Raw genomic sequence first — 22,736 nt, forward strand, 5'->3', positions numbered from 1 at the left:
GGGAGCCCCCGGCCCGCCGGGCCGGGGCCTCGCGGCCCGGTCGAGGCCGCGCGGCGGCCCGGGGCGCCGCGGGCGGCGGAAGGGGCCGGGCAAGGCGGGTAAACCGCCCGTACGGGACCTCGCGGGGCCCGCGTCCGCGCCTCTTCGGCAACAAACCCGCCCCCGGGTACCCAAAGGGTCGCGGGGCACTGCTAGAGGCCCACTACCCTGGATGCCGTGACTATTCGCCTGTACGACACCAGCGCCCGGCAGATCCGCGACTTCACCCCGCTCGTTCCGGGCTGCGTCTCGATCTACCTCTGTGGCGCGACCGTGCAGGCCGCCCCGCACATCGGGCACATCAGGTCCTACCTGAACTTCGACGTGATGCGCCGCTGGTTCGCGTACCGCGGCTACGACGTCACCTTCATCCGCAACGTCACCGACATCGACGACAAGATCATCGCGAAGTCCGCCGAGCAGGGCCGCCCGTGGTGGTCCATCGGCTACGACAACGAGCTGGCCTTCAACAACGGTTACGACGCCCTGGGCTGCCTGCGGCCGACCTACGAGCCCCGCGCCACCGGTCACGTCCCCGAGATGATCGAGATGATGCGCGGGCTCATCGAACGCGGCCACGCGTACGAGTCCGAGGGCAACGTCTACTTCGACGTGAAGTCCTTCCCCGGCTACCTCTCGCTCTCCCGCCAGGAGCTCGACAACATCCGCCAGCCGGAGTCCACCGGCGAGACCGGCAAGCGCGACGCGCGCGACTTCGCCATGTGGAAGTCCGCCAAGCCCGGCGAGCCCTCCTGGGAGACCCCCTGGGGCCGCGGCCGTCCCGGCTGGCACCTCGAATGCTCCGCCATGGCGCACAAGTACCTCGGCGAGGCCTTCGACATCCACGGCGGCGGCCTGGACCTGATCTTCCCGCACCACGAGAACGAGATCGCCCAGGCCCAGGCCTTCGGCGACGAGTTCGCCAAGTACTGGGTGCACAACGCCTGGGTCACCATGTCCGGCGAGAAGATGTCCAAGTCGCTCGGCAACTCGGTCCTCGTCTCCGAGATGGTCAAGCAGTGGCGCCCGATCGTGCTCCGCTACTACCTCGGCACCCCGCACTACCGCTCGATGATCGAGTACAGCGAGGAGGCCCTGCGCGAGGCGGAGTCCGCCTTCGCCCGCATCGAGGGCTTCTACCAGCGCGTCATCGAGAAGGCGGGCGGGCCCGTCGAGGCCGCCGCCGAGGTCCCGCCGGGCTTCGCCGAGGCCATGGACGACGACCTGGGCGTCCCGCAGGCGCTCGCCATCGTCCACACCACGGTCCGCCAGGGCAACAGCGCCCTCGCAGCCGACGACAAGGACGCGGCCATCGCCCGTCTCTCGGAGGTGCGCGCCATGCTGGGCGTCCTCGGCCTGGACCCGCTCGACCCGCACTGGGACGGCGAGGCGGCCGACCGCGGCGAGGACCTGCACGGCGCCGTCGACACCCTCGTGCGCCTCGTCCTGGAGCAGCGCGAGTCCGCCCGCTCCCGCAAGGACTGGGCCACCGCCGACGCCATCCGCGACCAGCTCCAGCAGTCCGGCCTGGTCATCGAGGACAGCCCCACCGGACCCCGCTGGACCCTCGGCCCGCGCTAGGCGCGTACGACCGACAGGGCCCTCCGGAGCAGTCCGACTGTGCCGCCCGGCCTTCCGGGCGGCACACTCTTCATACGTACATATCGCAGCACCAACGAAAACAGGTAGAGGTCATGGCCGGGAACAGCCAGCGCAGGAACCGCCGCACGTCCAACAAGAAGGGCGCCACGGTCGGCAGCGGTGGCCAGCGGCGCAAGGGCCTGGAAGGCAAGGGCCCCACGCCCAAGGCCGAGGACCGCAAGAAGCACAAGGCCAACCGCATCGCGGGCGCCATGGCCCGCCAGGCCGCCAAGCGCCGCCCCGCCCCGCGCCGCGGCGGCCCCAAGGGCACCAGCGAGATGGTCGTCGGCCGCAACCCGGTCTTCGAGGCGCTGCGCGACGGCGTGCCCGCCACGACCCTCTACGTCCAGCAGTTCATCGACAACGACGAGCGCGTCCGCGAGGCCATCCAGCTCGCCGGCGAGCGCGGCAACATCAACCTGATGGAAGCCCCGCGCCCCGAGCTCGACCGCATGACCAACGGGCTCAACCACCAGGGCCTGGTCCTCCAGGTCCCGCCGTACGAGTACGCGCACCCCGAGGACCTCACCGCCGACGCCTACGACAACGGCGACGACCCGCTGATCGTGGCCCTCGACGGCGTCACCGACCCCCGCAACCTCGGTGCGATCGTCCGCTCCGTCTCCGCCTTCGGCGGCCACGGCGTGGTCATCCCCGAGCGCCGCGCCGCCGGCATGACCGCCGGAGCCTGGAAGACCTCCGCCGGCACCGCCGCCCGCACCCCGGTCTCCCGCGTCACCAACCTGACCCGGGCCCTCCAGGACTACAAGAAGGCCGGTCTGGCCATCGTCGGCCTGGCCGCCGAGGGCGAGCACTCCGTCGCCGACCTCGAAGCGCTCGCCGGTCCCGTCGTCATCGTCGTCGGCTCCGAGGGCAAGGGCCTCGGCCGTCTCGTCGGCGAGAACTGCGACTACCTCGTCCGCATCCCGATGCCGGGCGGCGCCGAGTCGCTCAACGCCGGTGTCGCCGCGGGCGTCGTCCTCTACGAGGCGGCCCGCCGCCGCGCCGAGGCCAGCCGCGTCTGACGGCGCCCGGGCCGGCCGGGTCCGACGCGCCGGGGCCGGGTACTTCCGGCGGCCCCGGCGCAGGCCCGCCCGCCCCGCCGCTTGATCCACTTGCCTCACGGGGAGTCACCCGTGAGCGTGTCACCCCGCCCCTTCCGGGCGGGGTGACTTGATCTTGACGGGTCTCGGACAGATCCCTGCTGTCAAGGCAGTGTCCTAAACACTGATCACTCGGTTAGATGAGTGTGGACACCAGAACGTCAGGGTTCGACGACCAGCCCGCGCTGAGCATGGTCAAGGTGCCGTGCGACCCCGCACAGGTCATCGTCAACCACGCCAGCTTCCGCGTGCGGCTCGCACCGAGCCCGAGCGCGCGTTCCAAGCCCGCGAATGCCCCCGGCCGCGCGCCCGTACTCGGCGCCGCCGTGGTCGCCGCCGCCGGAGCCACCCGCCGCCGCGCCCCCGTCGTCTGGAGCGGCAAGTCCGCCCCCGGCGACGCCGCGGCCACGGGCGGGCTCCTCCAGGCCGTGCGGGAGGCCGGCCGCGGACACGACGAATACGACGGCGGGGCCACCCAGACCATCCCCCGGGTCGACCTCGCGCACGACCTCGCCGACGACACCCTCGCCACCCCCACCGTCATCGGCCAGCGCACCTACGGGGACCCGGACGAGACCCGTCCGCTGACCGCCGCACGGGACCGGCCCCACCGGCCGCACGACCCGCAGTACCCCCAGCAGTACCCCCAGCAGTACCCCCAGCAGTACCCCCAGCAGTACCCCGACACCGACCCCCGGCGCGGTCCCGCCGACCCCCGCGCCCAGGCCTCCTACTACCCCGGCCGCCGCATGAACCTCGGCGTCGTGCTGCTCCCGCTGCGCGTCTTCCTCGGCTTCATCTCCATCTACGCCGGCATGGGCAAGCTGTGCGACCCCGTCTACTTCGACGGCGGCGAACGCGGCTCCATGGTCAGCTGGCTCCACACCCTCCACCCCTGGGCCCTGGCCGAACCGCTGCGCGACTTCGCGCTGGCCCACCCCGTGGGAGCCGGCCTCAGCGTGGCCTTCTTCCAGGTCGTCGTCGGCGTCCTGACCGTCTTCGGCCTCTGGCAGCGGTTCGCCGCCTGCATCGGGGCCCTGCTCTCCGCCGCCCTGCTGATGACGGTCAGCTGGAAGACCGTCCCCGCCTACGACGCCCCCGACATCATCTACCTGGCCGCCTGGAGCCCGCTGATCATCGCCGGCGCGCCCGTCTACTCCCTCGACGGCCGGCTCTCCGGAGAGGCCTGGCGCACCCTCGGCCCCCGCGCCGAACTCTGGAGGCTGCGCCGGCGCGTCCTGCGCCGCGGCGCGGTGATGGCCACCGTCGTCTGCGGGCTCACCCTCCTCATCGGCTCCGTCCTCGGCGGCGCCGTCCGCTCCAGCACCGTCGTCACCGTCCCCGGCCCCGGCCAGGCCCCCAGCAACTACCTCCCCGGCAGCCCGCTGCCCCAGGCCCCCGCCCGGCCGTCCGGGCCCGCGGTCAAGCAGCAGCCCTCGAAGCAGGCCGCCACCCCCTCCGCGTCCGCCCCCACCCCCTCCGCCAAGCCCGGCCGCACCGGCAGCGGCTCCACCACCCGGGAGACCGCCGGCACCGGCACCGGCTCCGGGGCCCCCAGCGCCACCAGGAGCGGTGGCAGCGGCCAGACCCCGCGCAGCACCACCCCGAAGCAGTCCAGCCCGCAGCAGCCGCCGGCCTCCTCCTCCGGAAGCCGGGGCGGCGGCGGGGACACCCCGGCCAAGAAGCCCGGCCTCGTCGGCGGCCTCCTCGGCTGACCCCCCGCACCCCGAAGGGCCCGGCACGCCAGCGAGCGCGCCGGGCCCTTCCGCGTGCGAGGGCCGCGTACCCGGGCCATCCGGACGGGTGTGGGCGGGCCGTGGCCCGCAGGAGGCTCAGGCGGCGTTCTGCGCCGCCAACTCCCGCGCCGCCTCGGTCAGGTCCTTCGCCGTGTCGATCGCCCGCCAGTAGGCCCCCTGCGGCAGCGGAAAGCCCGCCAGTCGCCGCTCGCGCGCCAGATGCGGGAACGTCGTCCGCTCGTGGTCCCCCAAATCGGGCAGCAGCGCCGTGAATTCGGGGGCGAACACGTACACGCCGGCATTGACCGGGTACGGCGACGGCGGCGCCTCGATGAAGTCCAGCACCTGCCCGAACTCGTTCGTCTCCACCACCCCCCACGGGATCCGCGGCCGGGCCAGCGCCAGCGTCGCCGTCGCCCCCCGCTCCTCGTGGAAGGCCGCCATCTCGCGCAGCGGGAACCGCGTCCACACGTCCCCGTTGGTCGCGTACCACGGCCGGTCACCGTAAGGCAGGTGCCGTGCGGCGTACTTGAGGCCGCCGCCGCGCCCCAGCGGCTCCTCCTCGACCACCGTCGTCACGCGCAGCGGCAACGGGGCGTGCGCCAGCCACTCCTGGAGCACGTACGCGAGGTGCCCGCAGGAGACGACGACGTCGGTGACCCCCTCCGCCGCCAGCCAGGCCAGCTGGTGCCCGATGATCGGCAGTCCCGTCCCGGGGATCTCGACCATCGGCTTCGGCCGGTCGTCCGTATACGGCCGCAGCCGCGATCCCTGGCCGCCCGCCAGGACGACCGCCTGGGTGGGCGGGGCCGGGAACGCGGCCGCGCGGTCAGTGGGTTGGGATGAAACGGGCGGTGCGGGAGGTGCGGGGGGAACATCGCTCATGGCCGTCAGCGTAGGGACGGCCCCTGCCCCGGCGGAGGCAGGCGCGGCGGGCGTCAGCCCATCGAGGCGACACCCGAGGCGTACGAGGTGTCACACACCGGGCGCGCGAACGACTGGGCCCTCGTGGGCCCGTACGCGTCCACGGCGGCCCGGCCCAGGGCCCGCGCGATGCCCACGCAGTGGTCGGCGAGCGAAGGACGCTTGTCCACCTCCTGCTGGAGGTGGGTCAGGACGTCACCCGGCTCCTCGCCCTGCCGGATTTCACCGAGCAGCTTGTCGCGCAGCACGTCCTGCGCGGCGCGCGGCTTCGCGGGGACGGAGACGTCCTCGGCGGAGGCGGTCAGGATCTGGGAAGGGGAGTTGTCCGCCCAGGGGACCATCGTGACCGCGAGGGTCCCGGACAGGACCAGGACGACGGGCAGGACCAGGGCGAGGGAACGGCCGATTCGGCGGGCAGTGTGGGTCACGAGGGCGAGAGTAGCGCTCGGTGAGGATTTGGCGACATTTAGTCACCCGGTCGGGGGACGGTTCGACGTGGCTTTTCGAATCGAGGGTTGACGGGTGCGGCCGAATGGCCCGGTCTGCCGCGGTTCGTGCCGCCGTCCGCAACTGACGCGGAAGGGGCGCCCCTTGGCGGGACGCCCCTTCGATGCGTGCGTGGATACGTACGCGTCAGTCGGACAGGCGGGCACCGGTGGAGGTCGAGAACACGTGGATCTCGTCGGCGCGCGGCACCAGGTGCATCGTCGAGCCCTTCTCCGGGACCTGGCGGCCGCCCACGCGGACCACGATGTCCTGCGGGGTCTTGTCGGTGCCGAGCAGGGCGCTGCCGTAGACGTAGCCGTCGGCGCCCAGTTCCTCGACCACGTTGACGGTGATCGTCAGGCCGCCCGCGTCGCCGACGTCGAAGTGCTCGGGGCGCACGCCCACGGTGACCGTACGGTCGCCGGCGTCCGCGGCCGCCGACAGCGCCGCACGGGAGACCGGAACGACGCTCGCGCCGAACTTCACGCCGCCGTCGGTGATCGGGACCTCGACGAGGTTCATGGCGGGGGAGCCGATGAACCCGGCCACGAACAGGTTCGCCGGCCGGTCGTACATGTTGCGCGGGGTGTCGACCTGCTGCAGCAGACCGTCCTTGAGGACCGCCACGCGGTCGCCCATCGTCATGGCCTCGACCTGGTCGTGGGTGACGTAGACGGTGGTGATCCCGAGGTCGCGCTGGAGGGCGGCGATCTGGGTGCGGGTGGACACGCGGAGCTTGGCGTCGAGGTTCGACAGCGGCTCGTCCATCAGGAAGACCTGCGGCTTGCGGACGATGGCGCGGCCCATCGCGACGCGCTGGCGCTGACCGCCGGAGAGCGCCTTGGGCTTGCGGTCGAGGTACTGGGTGAGGTCCAGCATCTTCGCCGCGTCCTCCACCTTGCGGCGGATGGTGGCCTTGTCCTCACCGGCGATCTTGAGCGCGAAGCCCATGTTGTCGGCGACGGTCATGTGCGGGTAGAGCGCGTAGTTCTGGAACACCATCGCGATGTCCCGGTCCTTGGGCGGCAGGTGCGTGACGTCGCGGTCGCCGATGCGGATGGCGCCGCCGTTGACGTCCTCCAGACCCGCGAGCATGCGCAGGGAGGTGGACTTGCCACAGCCGGAGGGGCCGACGAGGACGAGGAACTCGCCGTCCTCGATCTCCAGCTCCAGCTGGTCGACGGCGGGCTTGTCGCCGCCCGGGTAGAGCCGGGTCGCGCGGTCGAAAGTCACAGAAGCCATGGTGATGAATCCCTTCTACCGGCAGGAACGTGCCGGACGATCCGAGTGGAAGGTCTAGTCCAGTAAGCGGACTCCGTCCGACGCTACCGGCTGCGAAGGCTCCTGTCAGCAATCTGACGGGCCGGATCGCGGGCCGGGTGGGGTATGCCAGAGCGCTTGACTTTTGACCTGGCCTGGCAGAGCACCCCACTTTTGACCAAGCCGTGCAGAGCACCGCCTTCTCGGCCGTGGTACTCCCACGCCCCACCGCCCTCGCGAGCAGTGGTTCCTGTTTCGACGCCCGCTGCCGGCCCGGCGAGACCCTGGGGGTCGCACCTGGTCGGTCCTACGCAGGCTCCACAGGCATTGCGGCCGACGGCCCGTCGGTCCGTACTGCTTCACTTCGCTATGCCGCCGGTACGAGGTCCAGCAGCTCCGAAGCCTTGATGACGCTCGGCGGTACGCGTCCGGGCGGCAGGGCCATGGCCACCGTCCAGTACAGCCGCATCCCCTCGTCCCTGAGGTTCACCGCCGCGTTCGTGTCCCGGTCGTGGGCGGTTCCGCACTCCGCGCAGGTCCACTCGCGGACCGATACGTCGAGCTTCGGACCCTTCGTGTGGCAAGCGGAGCAGCGCCGGGTCGACGGGAAGAAGCGGTCCACGATGACCAGGGTGCGCCCGTACCACGCGCATTTGTAGCGCAGCCGGCGCAGCAGTTCACCCCAGGCGGCGTCGAGGATCGACCGGTTCAGAGCCGCCTTGCGGCGCCTGTTCCTGCCCGTTGCCGCACGCAGCAGGTTGGGGATCGGTAGGTCTTCCACCACGAGCACTTGGTTCTCGTGCACGAGGCGGGTCGTCAGCTGGTCCAGCTGATCGCGACGGACGTCACCGATCGAGGCGTACAGGCGGGCGATCCGCTCCCGTACCTTCCCCCGGTTCTTCGAACCCTTCTGCTTTCGGTGCAGGTCACGCTGGAGGGCGGCGAGCTGCTTCTCGTACTTCGCCAGGAGGCGGGGGTGCGGGAGCTTTTCCCCATCGTCCGTCGTCCATCGTCACCAGCGTCGCGAGGCCGAGGTCGAGGCCCACGGCCTTGGGCTCCCGACTGCCCCGAACGAACATCGTGGGCAGCGGGACGATCGCCTCCTCCACCAGTACGGACAGGAAGAACCGGCCGGCGCGGTCCCGGGTGACGTTCAGCTTCACCGGTAACTGCCCCGGGGGAAGCGCGCGCGACCAGCGGATGTCGAGTGGCGCCGTCTGCTTGGCCAGGGTGGCCGAGGCCGTACCGGGACGGTTCGGGTCTTCGACCCGCCGGAAGCCGGTGCGGACGTAGGTCGCCGAGTCCTTCGAGCGGTGTTTGGACTTCCTCCGCGGGTACTTCGCCGAGCCCTTGAAGAATCGCGAGAAGGCCGAGTCCAGGTGCCGCAGGGACTGCTGGAGGACCGTGGACGAGGTCTCCTTCAGCCACGCTGTCCCCCGTACGCGTTTCCACCCGGTCAAGGCCCGGCAGGTCTCCGCGCAACCCAGTGAGACCCGGTGGTCCTCCCAGGCCTTCACCCGGAGGGCGAGGCCTTCGTTGTAGACTCAGCGGCAGGCGCCGAAGGTCTGCGTGAGCTGGGCCGCCTGGTCGGCGGTCGGGTAGAAGCGGAAGCGGTAGGCGCGCTGCTGCATGCCCGCTTGTCCGATCAGCCCCTTCATCGGCGCCACGGCCCGCTTCCGGTGTTCGGTCCGGTCGCCCACCCCGAGAAGGTCGCGCTTGATGCGTCGGGCTTCCTCCCCTGTTACTCGGTTCGCCATCTCCCCTCCCATGGTCTGATCTTCAGAACGGCACATCAGTACGTTCAACGAACGTGTGCGTGAGGGGTTACGGGGGAGGGCTCAATCTGATGGCTTGGGGGAGAGGGCGCTGTGTAGAGTGATGGCGGCCCTGCCTCCTTAGCTCAGCTGGCCAGAGCAACGCTCTTGTAAAGCGTAGGTCGTCGGTTCGAATCCGACAGGGGGCTCCATCCCAGGTCAGAGGGCATCTGATCAAGGGAATTCGTACATAAGCGGAAGGCCCCGGGTGATCACCCGGGGCCTTTTGTGTGTCTCAGCCGCGGCCCGAGATGCGGTCGGCGAGGCGGGCCAGGGGGGTCGTCGTGGGGCGGTGGGTGGTCGATTCGTGGCGGTCCGCCTCGCGGTAGGCGGCGTAGAGGGCGTGGACGCCGAGCCAGCGGAAGGGTTCGGGCTCCCAGCGGCGGACGCGGTGGTGGACCCAGGGCAGGGCGGTCAGGTCGGTGTTCTCGCCGAGGATCAGGTCGCGCAGGGTGCGGGCGGCGAGGTTGGCGGTGGCCACGCCGGAGCCGACGTAGCCGCCCGCCCAGCCCAGGCCCGTGGTGGCGTCCAGGGTGACGGTGGCGCACCAGTCGCGGGGTACGCCGAGGACGCCCGACCAGGCGTGGGTGATCTCCGTGCCGGTGAGCTGCGGGAAGAAGGAGAAGAGGAGGGAGGACAGGGAGGCGATGGTGGCCGGCTGGGTGCGGCCGTCGTTGTCGGTGCGCGAGCCGAAGCGGTACGGGATGCCGCGGCCGCCGATCGCGATGCGGTCGTCGGCGGTGCGCTGGGCGTACATGTAGGCGTGGGCCATGTCCCCGAGGACGGCCCGGTCCGACCAGCCCAGGGAGTCCCAGGCGGACTGCGGGAGGGGGGCCGTGGCGATCATCGAGGAGTTCATCGGGAGCCAGGTGCGCTTCTGGCCCTTGAGGGCGGCGGTGAACCCCTCGGTGCAGCGCAGGACGTACGGGGCGCGGACCGTGCCGTACGGGGTGACGGCCCGGCGGGGGGCGAGTTCCGTGACGGGGGTGGATTCGTGGATGACCACGCCGAGGCGCTCGCAGGTGGCGGCCAGGCCGCGGACCAGCTTGAGCGGGTGGATGCGGGCTCCGTGCGGGGTCCAGCTGGAGCCGACGGCGTCGGCGATGTCGATGTGGGCGCGGGTGTCGGTGGCGTCGTAGAGGACCCGGTCGCTCTCGCCGAAGCCGAGTTCGGCGGCGTGGAAGGCCTTGAGGCGGGTGAGCTGGGCGGGGGTGCGGGCGACTTCGAGGACTCCGCCGCGGTGGACGTCGGCGTCGATGCCCTCCTTGGCGGCGGTGTCGATGACCTCGGTGACGGTGTCGTTCATGGCGTGCTGGAGGCGCAGGGCGGCCTGGTGGCCGTGGAGGGCGGCGTAGCGGTCGCGTCCGGCGATGCCGTTGTAGAGCCAGCCGCCGTTGCGGCCGGAGGCCCCGTAGCCGCAGAACTTCTGCTCCAGGACGGTGACGCGGAGATCGGGGGCGGCGCGCTTGAGGTAGTAGGCCGTCCACAGGCCGGTGTAGCCGCCGCCGACGATGACGACGTCTGCCGTGGCGTCGGTGGTGAGGGGGGCGCGGGGTGGCTGGGGGGCGGTGGTGTCGGTCGCGTACCAGAAGGAGATACCGCCGTTGATCGTCATGGGGGAGTTGGTACACGGGGTGTCCGAGGGGTGTCCAGGGACGGGGTGTCGTGTTTCGGGGTGCGTTGGCTGGCCGGATGGCCGATGTGGGGGTGCGGGGCGTTGCGTAGGGTGTCGAGGGGGGTTTGTCGGTTTTAGGGTTTATAGGTTTTTTATGGAGAGGGTGTCGTCGGGTGATGCTGGGCGTACGGAGGGCAGGGCGCGCGGGACGGGTCGTCGCGGCGGTGGCGGCGGCGGCGCTGCTGGGCGGCGCGGTGGCGGGCTGCGGAGAGGGCGGCGACGCGGGGTCGGACGCGGGGTCGTCGGCCTCGGCGGTCGTGCGGACCAGCCCGATCGCGGACCGGCTCGCGACGCTGCCCGCCGCGGTGGACGGGACGAAGGTGGTCGTGGGGCGGTCCGGCGCGCCGCGCACCGTACAGGTCCTGGTGGATCCGCGGTGCGGGGCGTGCGCGAAGTTCGAGGCGGCGGGCGGGGAGACGCTGCTGAAGCTGGCGGACGAGGGCCAGGTGAGGATCGAGTACCTGCTGGCCTCCTTCCTCGACCAGGGCGGTGCCAGCGGTTCGGTGAAGGCGGTGAACGCGCTGCGGGCGTCGGTGGACGCGGGGAAGTTCGCCGAGTACCACGCGGCGGTCTTCGCGAGCCAGCCGAAGGGGCGGTTCACCGACGAGCTGCTGCTGCGGATCGCCGAGCGGGTGCCGGGGCTGCGCGGGGAGGCCTTCGACCGGGCCGTGGCCGAGGGGACCCACACGGGGTGGGTCGCCGGGGCGGAGAAGGGATTCGAGGCGACGGGGATGCAGGGGACGCCGGCGGTGCTGCTGGACGGGAAGCCGGTGGGGGCGAAGGACGGGTCGATGTTCGACGCGGCCGGGTTCGCGCGGACCCTCAAGGACGCGGGCGTGGGGGTGTAGCTGCGTAGGGTCGGGCCCATGGTGGAGATTCCGGCCGAGTTGGTCGAGGTGCAGCTGCGGTACGGCGGCGCGGCGGGACGGGAGTTCATCGCGGGGCTGCCGGGGCGGGTGGCAGAGTTCCTGGAGCGGTGGGGGCTGCGGGTGACGGGGCCCGCGATGCACGGGATGACGGCCCTGGTGCTGCCGGTGGTGCGGGCGGACGGTACGGAGGCGGCGTTGAAGCTGCTGGTCCCGGACGAGGAGAGCGCGGGGGAGCCGGTCGCGCTGCGCGCGTGGGGCGGGCGGGGCTGCGTGGAGCTGCTGGAGTGGGACGTACCGACGGGGACGTTGCTGCTGGAGAGGCTGGACGCGGGGCGGCACCTGTCGGGGCTGGTGGAGCGGGACGCGCGGGCGGCGGTGACGGTGGTGGCGCAGTTGCTGGCGCGGCTGACGGCGGTACGGGCGCCGGAGGGGCTGCGGGGGCTGGGCGAGGTCGCGGCGGGGCTGCTGGCGGGGGTTCCGGAGGCGGCCGGGCGGCTGGCGGACACGGGGGAGCGGCGGCTGCTGCGGGACTGTGCGGCGGCGCTGGCTGAGGTGGCGGGGGAGCCGGGGGACCGGTTGCTGCACTGGGACCTGCACTTCGACAACGTGCTGGCGGGTGCGCGGGAGCCGTGGCTGGCGATCGACCCGAAGCCGCTGGCGGGGGATCCGGGGTTCGAGTTGCTGCCGGCGCTGGTGAACGGGTTCCGGGCGCGGGAGGTCGGGTGGCGGTTCGACCTGCTGACGGAGGTGGTGGGGCTGGACCGGGAGCGGGCGCGGGCGTGGACGCTGGGGCGGGTGGTGCAGAACTGTCTGTGGGAGGTGGAGGACGGGGAGGTGGCGCTGCCGGAGCGGGAAGTGGCGGTGGCGGAGGTGCTGTTGGGGCGCGGGGTGCGCTGGGGGTGAGCGGACCGCGTGCGGTGATCGGGGCGGCCGGTGGCCGGTGGCCGGTGGGGGTGCGGGCCGTGGGGGCGCGGAGGGTGCGTGCCTAGGCTGCGGGCATGTTGATTCGAGAGGCCGAAGTCGCCGACGTGCCCGTCATCCGGGCCATGATCCGCGAACTCGCCGCGTACGAGCGGGTGCCGCACGAGGCGCGGGCGACGGAGGCGCAGCTGCGGGAGGCCCTGTTCGGGGAGCGCCCGGCGGCGTTCGCGCACGTCGCGGAGACGGACGAGGGCGAGGTCGTCGGCTTCGCGGTGTGGTTCCTGAGCTTCTCGACGTGGCTCGGGGCGCACGGGATCTACCTGGAGGACCTGTACGTACGGCCGGGCGCGCGCGGGGGTGGGTACGGGAAGGCGCTGCTGCGGGAGTTGGCGCGGATCTGCGGGGAGCGGGGGTACGGGAGGCTGGAGTGGTCGGTGCTGAAGTGGAACGCGCCGTCGATCGCCTTCTACGAGGCCCTGGGCGCGCGGCCGCAGGAGGAGTGGTCGGTGTACCGGCTGACGGGCGGGGCGCTGGCGGAGCTGGGCGGGGCGCGGTGAGCGCTTCCTCCGGATCCGGGCGGGCGGAGCGGGCCCGGGGGATCCGGAGGGGGACGGCCTGAAGGCGGGGTCCGGCCACAGCGCTAGGGCTCCAGGACGACCTTGCCGGTGGTGGCGCGGGTTTCGAGGGCGTGGTGGGCGGCCGCGGCTTCGGCCAGCGGGTAGCGCTCGACGGCGGGGCGCAGCCGGCCGGTGGCGGCTTCTTCGAGGGCGCGGGTTTCCAGGACGCGCAGGGGGTCGGGGGCTCCGACGGCTTCGAGCATGGCGGGGCCGAGGACGCCGCGGGTGGTGATGCCGCGGGCGGTGAGGTCGTCCTGTTCGGCGTCGGTGAGGGTGAGGGGGCCGGAGGACCAGCCGTGGACGAGGTGGCGGGCGCCGGGGGCGAGGAGGCCGAGGGCGGTCCGTGCGGTGGCGCCGCCGACGGAGTCGAAGAGGACGGTGGCGCCGTCGGGGTGGTGGGCGCGGACGGTGTCGGCCCAGTCGTCGGTGGTGTAGTCGACGGCGAGGTCGGCGCCGTTGGCGGTGGCCAGGGCGGTCTTGGCGGGGCCTCCGGCGAGGGCGACGACGGTGGCGCCGACGTTTTTGGCGTATTGGACGAGCAGGGTGCCGATGCCGCCGGCGGCGGCGGTGATCAGAGCGGTGGAGCCGGGGCCGAGGTCGGCGAACTGGAGGATGCCGAGGGTGGTGCGGCCGGTGCCGATCATGGTGACGGCCTGGGCGGTGTCGAGGCCCTCGGGGACGGGGTGGAGGCGGCCGGCGTCGGTGACGGCGTACTCGGCGTAGCCGCCCGGGGCGAAGCCGAGGTGGGCGACGACGGTCCGGCCGAGCCAGGCGGGATCGGTGCCGGGGCCGAGGGCGTCGACGGTGCCGGCGACCTCGCGGCCGGGGGTGGTGGGGAGCGCGGGCAGGGGTGCCGGGGGCCCCTCGATGCCCTTGCGGAGGCTGACGTCGAGGAGGTGGACGCCGGCGGAGGCGACGGCGATGCGGACCTGGCCGGGGCCGGGGGCGGGGCGGGGGACGGTCTCGTAGGAGAGGTTCTCGGCGGGGCCGAAGGCGTGGAGTCGGATGGCGCGCATGGTGTCCATGCGGCCAGCCTGTGACCTGAAGCGTGGTTGAGGTCAAGGGTGTTCCGTTGTCGGTCCCGTGGGTCACGATGGGGGGATGGTGCGGAACGAGCGGGTGCGCGGGCAGGCGGGCAAGGCGGGCGGGACGGTCAAGGCGGCGAGGTGGGCGGAGGTGCGGCTGCCGGGGCTGGTGCCGTGGGAGGGCGGTGGGCTGGAGCCGGACGGGGACTACGACGGGCTGGAGTTCGCGGACCTCGATCTGGCGGGACAGGAGGGCGTCGGGGCGCGGTTCATGGACTGCGCGCTGCGCCGGTGCGCGCTGGACGGGGCGGGGCTGGGGAAGGCGCGGATCCTGGACTCGGTGCTGGAGGGGGTCCGGGGAGTCGGGACGGACCTGGCGGGGGCGTCGCTGCGGGACGTGGAGCTGGTGGAGGCGCGGCTCGGCGGGGCGCAGTTGCACGGGGCGGTGCTGGAGCGGGTGCTCGTACGGGGTGGGAAGATCGACTACCTCAACCTGCGGACGGCGCGGCTGAAGGACGTGGTCTTCGACGGGTGCGTGCTGGTGGAGCCGGACTTCGGGGGTGCGGTGATGGAGCGGGTGGAGTTCCGGGGCTGCGTGGTGCGGGGGGCGGACTTCACGGGGGCGCGGATGGCGGACGTGGACCTGCGGGCGGCGTCGGAGCTGGGGATCGCGCGCGGGGTGGAGGCCCTGTCCGGGGCGGTGATCAGCCCGGCGCAGCTGTTCGACCTGGCCCCGGCCCTGGCGGCGCAGCTGGGGCTCCGGGTGGAGGGGTAGGCGAGGCCCGGCCGCGCCGGGCGCCGGGCGTCCTGGGTGCCGGGGCCCCGCCGGTCTGCTCGGGTGGGGTTACGCGGGGACGCGGGGGAAGCGGGACTGGAGGGTCCAGATGATCGGGTTGTCGGCCAGGCCGTCGTGCATGTCGATGAGGTCCGCGATGAGGTCGTGGAGGAAGTCGCGGGCCTCGCGGCGCAGCAGGCGGTGGCTGAAGGTCAGCGGGGGCTCCTCCGGGTCCATCCAGTCGGCCTCGATGTCGACCCAGCCGAAGCGGCGCTCGAAGAGCATCCGGTCCGCGGATTCGGTGAAGTCGAGCTCGGCGTACTGGCGGTTGGCGGAGCGGCTGCCGCGGGGGTCCTCGTCGAGCTGCTCGACGATGTCGCACAGGGCCCAGGCGAAGTCGAGGACCGGCACCCATCCCCAGGCTGTGGACACCTCCGTGTCCTTGACGGTGTCCGCGAGGTAGACGTCGCCGCAGAACAGGTCGTGCCGCAGGGTCCGGACGTCCGCCGAGCGGTAGTCGGTCTGCGGGGGGTCCGGGAAGCGCCGGGAGAGGGAGTAGCCGATGTCGAGCACGTCCCCGATGGTGTCACGGGCGGGCCCCTCCCGGCGCCGTGGGCCGGGGTCAGCCGACGTTGACGGCCTTCCAGGCGGCGGCGACGCGGGCGACCTCGGGGGCGGCGGCGCCGTAGAGCTCGACGGCCGACCGGATGGTGGCGGTGCGGGCGGCGGTGCCGGAGTACTGGCCGGTGCCGGTGCCGGTGCCGGTGCCCGTAGCGGTACCGGTGGGTGTCGTGGGCGTGGTGTTCGCCGTCGCCGTGCCGGTGGTGAGGGCGAGGGCGGCGCCGAGGAGGACGGCGGTGGCGAGGCGGGCGCGGCGGGAGGGCGTGGGGTGGGGCACGGGAACTCCTTCGCGGGTGGGGGTGGCGCGAGTGAGCGTGCCATCGGGGGGAGCCGGTCCGGCAGGTCCGCGACGGAAAACCGGGCCGGGTTGTCCGAAGACCGGGCCCGGGTGTCCGGATCCCGTCAGGACGGGAGGAGGCGCTGTTCCTTGGCCACCGAGACCGCGCCCGCGCGGGTGTCGACGCCGAGCTTGTCGTAGATGCGGCCCAGGTGGGTCTTGACCGTCGCTTCGCTGATGAACAGGGTGCGGGCGATGTCCCGGTTGCCGAGGCCGCGGGCGAGCTGGCCCAGGATGTCCAGTTCGCGGTCGGTGAGCGTCGGGCGGGTGCCCCGCATGTGGGCCATGACGCGGCTGGCGACGGGCGCGGACAGGGTGGTGCGGCCCGCCGCCGCCGAGTGGATGGCGGCGAACAGTTCCTCGGGGCGTTCCGCCTTGAGGAGATAGCCCGTTGCGCCCGCTCCGATGGCCCGGGTGATGTCCGCGTCCGTGTCGTACGTGGTCAGGACCAGCACGTGCGGCGGCTCCGGCAGGGCGGTGATGCGACGGGTGGCCTCGACCCCGTCGATGCCCTCGCCCAGCTGGAGGTCCATCAGGACCACGTCGGGGCGGAGCTTCGCGGCCAGCGCGACCGCCTCCTCACCGCTGCCGGCCTCACCCAGCACCTCGATGTCCGGCTCGCTGCCCAGCAGGGCGAGCAGGCCGGCCCGGACCACCACGTGGTCGTCGCAGAGCAGGATCGTCGTCATCGGGTGGGCTCCAGGGGGATCACGGCCGAGAGGACGGTGCCCTCGCCCGGGGTGGATTCGATCGTCAGGGTTCCGCCCAGCTGGCGCACCCGGGCGCGCATCGCCGGGAGGCCGTGCCCGCGGCCGGAGGAGGCCGAACGGGCTTCGGCGAAGCCGGCGCCGTCGTCCGCGATGTCCAGGACGACCTGGTCGCCGAGGAAGCTCAGGGTCAGGGCGGCCGTACGGGCCCCCGAGTGCTCGCGGACGTTGGCCAGGGCCCCCTGAGCGATGCGCAGGAGGGCCGATTCGGCGCGGTCCGGGAGCGGCACCGGGGCACCCTCCAGGTGGAAGCGGACCTCGACGCCCGGGCCCGCGTCCAGCGCGCGCAGCGCCTCGGCCAGGCCGGCGCCGTTCTCCAGCTCGGGCGGAGCCAGGTCGTGGACGAGCCTGCGCGCCTCGGCCAGGCCGCGCGCGGTGATGTCCGTGGCGGTACGGACGTGCGCGCGGGCGGTGCCCGGGTCGCTCTCCCAGGTGCGGTCCGCCGCCTGGAGCAGCATCTGCTGGCTGGACAGGTGCTGGGCCAGGGTGTCGTGGATCTCCATCGACAGCCGCTGCCGCTCGGCCAGGGTGCCCTCGCGGCGCTCGGTGGCGGCGAGCTCCCGGCGGGTCCGGATCAGGTCGTCGATCAGCGCGCGCTGCTCCTGCGCCTGGCGCTCCATGTGGACGAAGACGGCCGTGGCGAGGGCGGCGACGGCGGGCGGGGCGACCAGGAGGTTCGGGTCGAAGGCGGTGGACAGCTTGAGCTGGGCCGCTACGACGAAGACGGTGAGCAGGGCCACGAGGACCACGGCGGCGCGCGGGGGCAGGGTGCGCAGGGCGGTGAAGAAGAGGGGGACGGCGCACCAGGCGAAGCTCGGCGCGAGGACGACGAGCACGACCCAGGTGGCCACCACCAGCCCGAGCCACAGCCGGTGGCGCAGGGGGGTCGGGGGCGCGGCGGCGGGCAGCGTACGGGTGGCGCCGACGGCGGGCCCGAGGACGTAGAGCAGGGCCAGCGCGATGCTGAGGGCGATGACCCAGGGGGTACGGGGTTCGCCGGGGTGCCGGAGCAGGAAGCGGGCCACCGAGGCGCCGAGGAGCAGGAAGAACGCCGCGTGCATGACGGTGGCCAGGCCGCGGGTGTCGTCGGAGGTGGTGGGGTGCGGCCGCGGGGGGTTGCGCACGGTGGGGCTCCTGGTGCTGGAAGGGCGGTATCCATTGTGACGTCGCCCTGGCGGGGCCGGGGGCGGGGACGGGGCGGGGTGCAGTCCCGGACGGCACCCCGCCCCGGCCCCGACCCCGGCAACCGCGACCCCGCCCCCCAGGAGAACCGCCCGGCCAGGGCCCCCGCATCGACCGATCGGATGACCCCCGCGTCAACCGGTGCGCTCGTTGCCGCGAGCCGGTACGGGGACGGAAGCGGGGGTGGTTCCGGCGGAGGCTTGGAGCAGCCAGTCGAGCCGATGACCACCAGGAGCAGCAGCCATGAACACCCGCACCCGCGTCCTCACCGGTACCGCCCTCGCCGTCGCCCTCGGCGCCGGGACCTTCGGCGCCGTCAGCGCGAGCGCCACCCCCGCCCCCGTCCAGGCCGCGGCCAAGAAGGACGACGACCGGAACTTCACCACCTCCACCCACCTCACCGTCGATGCCGCCACCCGCGCCGCCCAGGCCGCGCTCCACGCGGCGGAGAAGGAGAACCAGAAGGTGACGGTCGCGGTGGTGGACCGCAACGGCAACACCATCGTCACCCTGCGCGGCGACGGCGCGGGCCCGCAGTCGTACGAGTCGGCGCAGCGCAAGGCCTTCACCGCCGTGTCCTGGAACGCCCCGACCTCGGTGCTCGCGGGCCGCCTCGCGCAGACCCCGAACCTGAAGGACATCCCCGGCACCCTCTTCCTCGCCGGTGGCACCCCGGTGCAGGCCAAGGGCGCCCCGGTCGCCGGCATCGGCGTGGCCGGCGCCCCGAGCGGCGACCTGGACGAGAAGTTCGCCAAGGCCGGCGCCGACGCCCTCGGCGAGAAGTAGGGATCAGCGACCGGGTGGCTCCGTCGGCGCCCGACCGCGGCCCCGCCCCCCGTCCGGGGCACCGGCTTAGGATCGAACCCGTGGAACACCCCGCGCTCCCCGGCCGCACCGGCCTCGCCCGCCGCACCGGCCTCGCCCGCCGCACCGGCCTCGCCCGCCGCACCGGCCTCACCCGCCTCGCCGCCCCCGCACTCGCCGCCCTGCTCTCCCTGGCCGTCCTGGCCACGGGATGTACGGGCGCCACCGTGCAGGGGCGGCCCGGCGCGTCCGGGCTGCGCGACCCGTACTTCCCCCGCGCCGGCAACGGCGGCTACCAGGTCGAGCACTACGACCTCGACCTCGCCTACGACCCCGCCGACGGCCTGCTGCACGCCACCGCCGTCATCACCGCCCGCGCCGAACAGGGCCTCAGCTCCTTCAACCTGGACCTGAGCGGCCTCAAGGTCGAGAGCGTGGACGTCCAGGGCACCGGCGCCCGTTACAACCGGACCGGCAACGAGCTGACGGTCCGCCCGGCCAAGGACCTGAAGAAGGGCGAGGTCTTCCGTACGGAGATCGACTACGGCGGCCGCCCCAAGCCCGTGGTCGACCCGGACGGCTCCAAGGAGGGCTGGATCGCGGGCCAGGACGGCGCCGTGGCGGTCGGTGAGCCCGTGGGGTCGATGGGCTGGTTCCCCGGCAACCACCACCCCAGCGACAAGGCCACGTACGACATCACCGTCACCGTCCCGCACGGCTACGAGGCCGTGTCCAACGGCGAGCTGCGCTCCCGCAAGGAAGTGGCGGACGGACAGACCGAGTTCGCGTGGCACAGCCCCGAGCCGATGGCGAGCTACCTCGCGACCGTCGCCATCGGCCGGTTCAAGGTGACGGCGGGCCGGACCCCCTCGGGCGTCCCGGTCTACGACGCGGTCGCGCCCGGCGAGGCGGCGGGCAGCGAGGCCGCGCTGGCCCGGCTGCCGCAGATCGTGGACTGGGGGACCGCGAAGTTCGGTCCCTACCCCTTCGGCAGCGTCGGTTCGATCGTGATGCCGGCGCAGACCCTCACCTACGCGCTGGAGACGCAGACCAAGCCGGTCTACTCGGGCGCTCCCGACGAGGGACTGGTCCTGCACGAGCTGGCGCACCAGTGGTTCGGGGACTCGGTGTCACCGAAGTCCTGGAAGGACATGTGGCTCAACGAGGGCTTCGCCACCTACGCGGAGTGGCTGTGGTCGGAGGAGCACGGCGGGGTGAGCGCGCAGCGGCGCTTCGACGCCTTCCTGGCCGGCGACACCTCGGTCGACCCGCACGCGGACGGCGACTGGGCGGCCTTCCCACCGGGCTCCCCGCCCGGACCGGAGCACATCTCCGACGATCCGGTGTACTACCGGGGCGCGATGGTGCTCCAACGGATCCGCCAGGAGGTCGGCGACCCCGCGTTCTTCGACCTGCTGCGCGGCTGGGCCGCCGACCACCGGCACGGGAACGCGAGCACGGCCGACTTCACGGCGTACGCGCAGCGGCGCACGGGCCACGACCTGAAGAAGGTGTGGGACGTCTGGCTCTACGGTCAGGACCGTCCCACCGCCCCCTAGGACCTCAGAGTTCCTTGCGCATCACCCGGCACGGGCGCCCCCGTTCGCGGTCCTTGGCGCGGCGCAGGACGGTGTAGCCCTGGGCCTGCCAGAAGGCGAGGCCGGCCGCGTTGTCCTCCAGTACGGCGATCCGTACGCCCGCGCGCCCGGCGCTGCGGAAGCGGTCCTCGACCAGGCCGGCCACCGTGCGGCCGTGGCCCTCGCGGTGCGCGGTGGAGTCGATGAGGAGCAGGCCGATCCACGGGTCCGGGTCCCCGGAGGCCGGGTCGGGGTGGTGGGCGAGGGTGACGACGAGGCCGACGAGCCGGCCCGCGGAGCGGGCCAGGAGCACCTCGGCGCTGTCGGTGGCGAGTTCGTCGGCGAGCGCGGCGGCGACCTGCTCGACGGTGATGCGGGCGGGGTCCGGGAAGTCGCCGCTCAGTTCGAAGAACGCGCGGTTCGTCGCGTAGAGCGTGGCGATCTCGGTGAGGACCGGGCCCGGCAGGGCGCCGTCCACGGGCACGAGCGGTTGCAGGATCACCCGTCGAACGGTAGCGAAACCCCCTGCCCGGTCCCGGGGCAGGGGGGTTCGGCAGACCGGGCGCGGATCAGACGTTGACGCCGAAGTCCTGGGCGATGCCGGTGAGGCCGGAGGCGTAGCCCTGGCCGACCGCGCGGAACTTCCACTCGGCACCGTTGCGGTAGAGCTCGCCGAAGACCATGGCGGTCTCGGTGGCGGCGTCCTCGGAGAGGTCGTAGCGGGCGATCTCGGCGCCGCCGGCCTGGTTCACGACGCGGATGTAGGCGTTGCGGACCTGGCCGAAGTTCTGGCTGCGGGACTCGGCGTCGTAGATCGAGACCGGAAAGACGATCTTGTCCACGTCGGCGGGCAGGCCGGCGAGGTTGACGTTGATGGACTCGTCGTCGCCCGAGCCCTCACCGGTGCGGTTGTCGCCGGTGTGCACGATGGTCTGGTCCGGGGTGGACTTGTTGTTGAAGAACACGAAGTGACCGTCGGAGACGACCTTGCCGGTCACGTTGACCGCGATGGCCGAGGCGTCCAGGTCGAAGTCGACACCGGTCGTCGTACGGACGTCCCAGCCGAGGCCGACCGTGACGGCGCTGAGGCCGGGGGCCTCCTTCGTGAGCGAAACGTTGCCGCCCTTGGACAGGCTTACTGCCATTTTGACTGGTGTCCCTTCCTCGTCACATGACCGCGCTCAGTGGTCGTGGCCACGGTACTGCTGTCCTTCATAACGCCGTGAGGGGTCCGGTAGGTTCCGAACCGCCCGGGGCGCCCCGAAATCGGGGTGACGGGGGCCGCGGCGGGGGCCGATCATAGGGGCATGCCTGGTCCCTATGTCATCCGCGGTTCGGTCGTGCTCCCCGAGGCGGAGCTCGCCTGGCGCTTCTCGCGTTCCTCCGGGCCGGGCGGCCAGCACGTGAACACCTCGGACTCGCGGGTGGAGCTGCTCTTCGACGTGGCGGCGACCAAGGCGCTGCCGGAGGTGTGGAAGGAACGGGCGCTGGAGCGGCTCGCGTCCCGGCTGGTGGACGGGGTGGTGACGGTACGGGCCTCCGAGCACCGCTCGCAGTTCCGCAACCGGGAGATGGCCCTGGTCCGGCTGGCCTCGCTCCTGGCGGAGGCCACGGCCCCACCGCCCAAGGCGCGCCGCGCCACGAAGATCCCCCGGGGGATCAACGAGCGGCGCCTGCGGGAGAAGAAGGCCCGCGGCGAAACGAAGCGGGGCCGCACGAGCCGCGACTGGTAACCGGGCCCCCGCGCCTCAAACTCCCCCAGCTACCGCTGGGAGGTGCCCCCCCGGCCCCCCGGCCCCGCCCGGCCAGGGCTAAGGCGCCAAGTGGCGGTAGCGCCCCCGGAAGTACGCCAGCGGCGGTGCGTCCGGGGTCGGCACGGCGGCGCTGAGGACGCGGCCGATGACCAGGGTGTGGTCGCCCGCCTCGACGCGGGACTCCGTACGGCACTCCAGCGTGGCCAGCGCCCCCGACAGCAGCGGCGCCCCGCTGATCGCCCCCCGTACCGCGGGCAGGCCCTCGAACAGCAGCCGGTCGCTGATCCGGTTCTTCATGGCGAAGCGCCCCGCCACCTGGAGCTGCCCGTCCGCGAGGACGGACACCGCCCACAGCGGCTGCTCCGCCAGCAGGTCGTCCATCCGGGACCCCTCGCGCAGGCTCACGAGCACCAGCGGCGGGTCCAGGGAGACCGACATGAACGCGGTGGCGGTCATGCCGACGTCCTCGCCGCGCGGCCCGTCGGCGGTCGAAGGGGGCTCGTGCGCGGTGATCAGGCACACGCCCGCCGCCAGCCGGGACATGGCCGCCCGGAACTCGTCGTTGCTCACTCCCTCAGGATGAGGGGTGGCGGACGGTTCGGGGGCGACCCGCGTCAGCGGGGTCGGCACGGGCGCGGTCACAAGGGTCGTCTTCGGCACGACCCGAACGCTAGTCCCGCCGCCGTGCGGCGCACATCGGGCGGTGGTCCGAGCCGCGTCCCCGCCCCATGGCCTAGGCCCGGGCGTATCGTTTGCTCACGAAAAGGAGCGGGAGCGCTCCCACTCCCCAACGTGCCCAGAGTGCGCGG

Annotated in this window: 25 protein-coding genes and 1 tRNA gene; 11 read left to right on the top strand and 15 right to left on the bottom strand. The window is 73.0% G+C overall.

Translation table 11 applies throughout. The annotated features are described in order from the left end of the window. Positions 1 to 216: 216 nt before the first annotated feature. The 3 genes from cysS (at position 217) to ACEPPI_RS05020 (ending at position 4,498) form a co-directional block, all read left to right on the top strand. A complete protein-coding gene (cysS, locus tag ACEPPI_RS05010; RefSeq protein ID WP_373914000.1) occupies positions 217 to 1,620 on the top strand; it encodes a cysteine--tRNA ligase in 1,404 nt (467 codons plus the stop codon). 113 nt (positions 1,621 to 1,733) lie between these two features. After that, complete coding sequence (gene rlmB / locus ACEPPI_RS05015) at positions 1,734 to 2,705, top strand: 23S rRNA (guanosine(2251)-2'-O)-methyltransferase RlmB (RefSeq protein ID WP_266840687.1); 972 nt, start codon at positions 1,734 to 1,736, stop codon at positions 2,703 to 2,705. Positions 2,706 to 2,923: 218 nt separating this feature from the next. Then, positions 2,924 to 4,498: a DoxX family membrane protein gene (locus ACEPPI_RS05020; RefSeq protein ID WP_373914001.1), complete on the top strand. Its 1,575-nt coding sequence runs from the start codon at positions 2,924 to 2,926 to the stop codon at positions 4,496 to 4,498. Positions 4,499 to 4,615: 117 nt separating this feature from the next. On the opposite strand, the gene ACEPPI_RS05025 is transcribed toward ACEPPI_RS05020, so the two are convergent. The 6 genes from ACEPPI_RS05025 to ACEPPI_RS05050 form a co-directional block, all read right to left on the bottom strand. Further along, complete coding sequence (locus tag ACEPPI_RS05025; RefSeq protein WP_373914002.1) at positions 4,616 to 5,404, bottom strand: NDP-sugar synthase; 789 nt, start codon at positions 5,402 to 5,404, stop codon at positions 4,616 to 4,618. A 53-nt stretch (positions 5,405 to 5,457) separates the two neighbouring features. Beyond that, a complete protein-coding gene (locus ACEPPI_RS05030) occupies positions 5,458 to 5,871 on the bottom strand; it encodes a hypothetical protein (RefSeq protein WP_373914003.1) in 414 nt (137 codons plus the stop codon). A gap of 205 nt (positions 5,872 to 6,076) precedes the next feature. After that, complete coding sequence (locus tag ACEPPI_RS05035) at positions 6,077 to 7,171, bottom strand: sn-glycerol-3-phosphate ABC transporter ATP-binding protein UgpC (RefSeq protein WP_266840693.1); 1,095 nt, start codon at positions 7,169 to 7,171, stop codon at positions 6,077 to 6,079. 385 nt (positions 7,172 to 7,556) lie between these two features. Next, entirely contained in the window at positions 7,557 to 8,156 is a 600-nt protein-coding gene (locus ACEPPI_RS05040; RefSeq protein WP_373914052.1) for an RNA-guided endonuclease TnpB family protein, read from the bottom strand. Then, the gene (locus ACEPPI_RS05045; protein ID WP_373914004.1) at positions 8,116 to 8,649 is read right to left on the bottom strand and encodes a hypothetical protein; all 534 of its coding nucleotides are present in this window, start codon (positions 8,647 to 8,649) and stop codon (positions 8,116 to 8,118) included. The genes ACEPPI_RS05040 and ACEPPI_RS05045 overlap by 41 nt, the downstream gene beginning before the upstream one ends. An 84-nt stretch (positions 8,650 to 8,733) precedes the next feature. Next, positions 8,734 to 8,946 (bottom strand): helix-turn-helix domain-containing protein, encoded by a 213-nt coding sequence (locus ACEPPI_RS05050; protein ID WP_373914005.1) that lies wholly within the window; start codon positions 8,944 to 8,946, stop codon positions 8,734 to 8,736. Between the two features lie 132 nt (positions 8,947 to 9,078). Here ACEPPI_RS05050 and ACEPPI_RS05055 point away from each other — a divergent pair. Continuing rightward, positions 9,079 to 9,155, top strand: a tRNA-Thr gene (locus ACEPPI_RS05055). 83 nt (positions 9,156 to 9,238) lie between these two features. On the opposite strand, the gene ACEPPI_RS05060 is transcribed toward ACEPPI_RS05055, so the two are convergent. Next, on the bottom strand, positions 9,239 to 10,618 hold the full coding sequence (locus ACEPPI_RS05060; protein ID WP_373914006.1) for an NAD(P)/FAD-dependent oxidoreductase: 1,380 nt from the start codon (positions 10,616 to 10,618) through the stop codon (positions 9,239 to 9,241). Positions 10,619 to 10,794: 176 nt separating this feature from the next. Between ACEPPI_RS05060 and ACEPPI_RS05065 the strand changes: the two genes are divergently transcribed. The 3 genes from ACEPPI_RS05065 to ACEPPI_RS05075 all read left to right on the top strand — a co-directional run bounded on the left by ACEPPI_RS05065 (position 10,795) and on the right by ACEPPI_RS05075 (position 13,025). Beyond that, a complete protein-coding gene (locus tag ACEPPI_RS05065; protein ID WP_373914007.1) occupies positions 10,795 to 11,526 on the top strand; it encodes a thioredoxin domain-containing protein in 732 nt (243 codons plus the stop codon). Positions 11,527 to 11,544: 18 nt separating this feature from the next. Further along, positions 11,545 to 12,450, top strand: a complete 906-nt coding sequence (locus ACEPPI_RS05070; protein WP_373914008.1) for an aminoglycoside phosphotransferase family protein — start codon at positions 11,545 to 11,547, stop codon at positions 12,448 to 12,450. A 98-nt stretch (positions 12,451 to 12,548) separates the two neighbouring features. Then, on the top strand, positions 12,549 to 13,025 hold the full coding sequence (locus tag ACEPPI_RS05075) for an N-acetyltransferase family protein (protein ID WP_373914053.1): 477 nt from the start codon (positions 12,549 to 12,551) through the stop codon (positions 13,023 to 13,025). Positions 13,026 to 13,108: 83 nt separating this feature from the next. Here ACEPPI_RS05075 and ACEPPI_RS05080 read toward each other — a convergent pair whose 3' ends face one another. Continuing rightward, positions 13,109 to 14,101, bottom strand: a complete 993-nt coding sequence (locus ACEPPI_RS05080; protein WP_373914054.1) for a zinc-binding dehydrogenase — start codon at positions 14,099 to 14,101, stop codon at positions 13,109 to 13,111. An 85-nt stretch (positions 14,102 to 14,186) separates the two neighbouring features. Here ACEPPI_RS05080 and ACEPPI_RS05085 point away from each other — a divergent pair, with 85 nt between their 5' ends. Continuing rightward, positions 14,187 to 14,885, top strand: a complete 699-nt coding sequence (locus ACEPPI_RS05085; protein WP_373914009.1) for a pentapeptide repeat-containing protein — start codon at positions 14,187 to 14,189, stop codon at positions 14,883 to 14,885. Between the two features lie 69 nt (positions 14,886 to 14,954). Here the strand turns inward: ACEPPI_RS05085 and ACEPPI_RS05090 are convergent, their stop codons facing one another. The 4 genes from ACEPPI_RS05090 to ACEPPI_RS05105 form a co-directional block, all read right to left on the bottom strand. Next, on the bottom strand, positions 14,955 to 15,458 hold the full coding sequence (locus ACEPPI_RS05090) for a hypothetical protein (protein WP_030232416.1): 504 nt from the start codon (positions 15,456 to 15,458) through the stop codon (positions 14,955 to 14,957). A gap of 49 nt (positions 15,459 to 15,507) precedes the next feature. Then, a complete protein-coding gene (locus ACEPPI_RS05095; RefSeq protein WP_373914010.1) occupies positions 15,508 to 15,783 on the bottom strand; it encodes a hypothetical protein in 276 nt (91 codons plus the stop codon). A gap of 125 nt (positions 15,784 to 15,908) precedes the next feature. Further along, the gene (locus tag ACEPPI_RS05100; protein WP_373914011.1) at positions 15,909 to 16,532 is read right to left on the bottom strand and encodes a response regulator; all 624 of its coding nucleotides are present in this window, start codon (positions 16,530 to 16,532) and stop codon (positions 15,909 to 15,911) included. After that, positions 16,529 to 17,671, bottom strand: a complete 1,143-nt coding sequence (locus ACEPPI_RS05105) for a sensor histidine kinase (RefSeq protein ID WP_373914055.1) — start codon at positions 17,669 to 17,671, stop codon at positions 16,529 to 16,531. The genes ACEPPI_RS05100 and ACEPPI_RS05105 overlap by 4 nt, the downstream gene beginning before the upstream one ends. Before the next feature lie 364 nt (positions 17,672 to 18,035). Between ACEPPI_RS05105 and ACEPPI_RS05110 the strand changes: the two genes are divergently transcribed. Further along, positions 18,036 to 18,578: a heme-binding protein gene (locus ACEPPI_RS05110; protein WP_373914012.1), complete on the top strand. Its 543-nt coding sequence runs from the start codon at positions 18,036 to 18,038 to the stop codon at positions 18,576 to 18,578. A 200-nt stretch (positions 18,579 to 18,778) separates the two neighbouring features. Beyond that, positions 18,779 to 20,155, top strand: a complete 1,377-nt coding sequence (locus tag ACEPPI_RS05115) for a M1 family metallopeptidase (protein ID WP_373914056.1) — start codon at positions 18,779 to 18,781, stop codon at positions 20,153 to 20,155. A gap of 4 nt (positions 20,156 to 20,159) precedes the next feature. On the opposite strand, the gene ACEPPI_RS05120 is transcribed toward ACEPPI_RS05115, so the two are convergent. Both ACEPPI_RS05120 and ACEPPI_RS05125 read right to left on the bottom strand, forming a co-directional pair. Further along, entirely contained in the window at positions 20,160 to 20,675 is a 516-nt protein-coding gene (locus tag ACEPPI_RS05120; protein WP_373914013.1) for a GNAT family N-acetyltransferase, read from the bottom strand. 67 nt (positions 20,676 to 20,742) lie between these two features. Then, on the bottom strand, positions 20,743 to 21,318 hold the full coding sequence (locus tag ACEPPI_RS05125) for a TerD family protein (protein ID WP_373914014.1): 576 nt from the start codon (positions 21,316 to 21,318) through the stop codon (positions 20,743 to 20,745). A 162-nt stretch (positions 21,319 to 21,480) separates the two neighbouring features. On the opposite strand from ACEPPI_RS05125, the gene arfB reads away from it, so the two are divergent. Next, positions 21,481 to 21,906, top strand: coding sequence for an alternative ribosome rescue aminoacyl-tRNA hydrolase ArfB (gene arfB, locus ACEPPI_RS05130; RefSeq protein WP_373914015.1), 426 nt, complete (start codon positions 21,481 to 21,483; stop codon positions 21,904 to 21,906). 78 nt (positions 21,907 to 21,984) lie between these two features. Here the strand turns inward: arfB and ACEPPI_RS05135 are convergent, their stop codons facing one another. Continuing rightward, complete coding sequence (locus tag ACEPPI_RS05135) at positions 21,985 to 22,587, bottom strand: flavin reductase family protein (protein ID WP_373914016.1); 603 nt, start codon at positions 22,585 to 22,587, stop codon at positions 21,985 to 21,987. Positions 22,588 to 22,736 lie beyond the last annotated feature (149 nt).

The sequence above is a fragment of the Streptomyces sp. AB3(2024) genome (assembly GCF_041862025.1).
GTDB lineage: Bacteria > Actinomycetota > Actinomycetes > Streptomycetales > Streptomycetaceae > Streptomyces.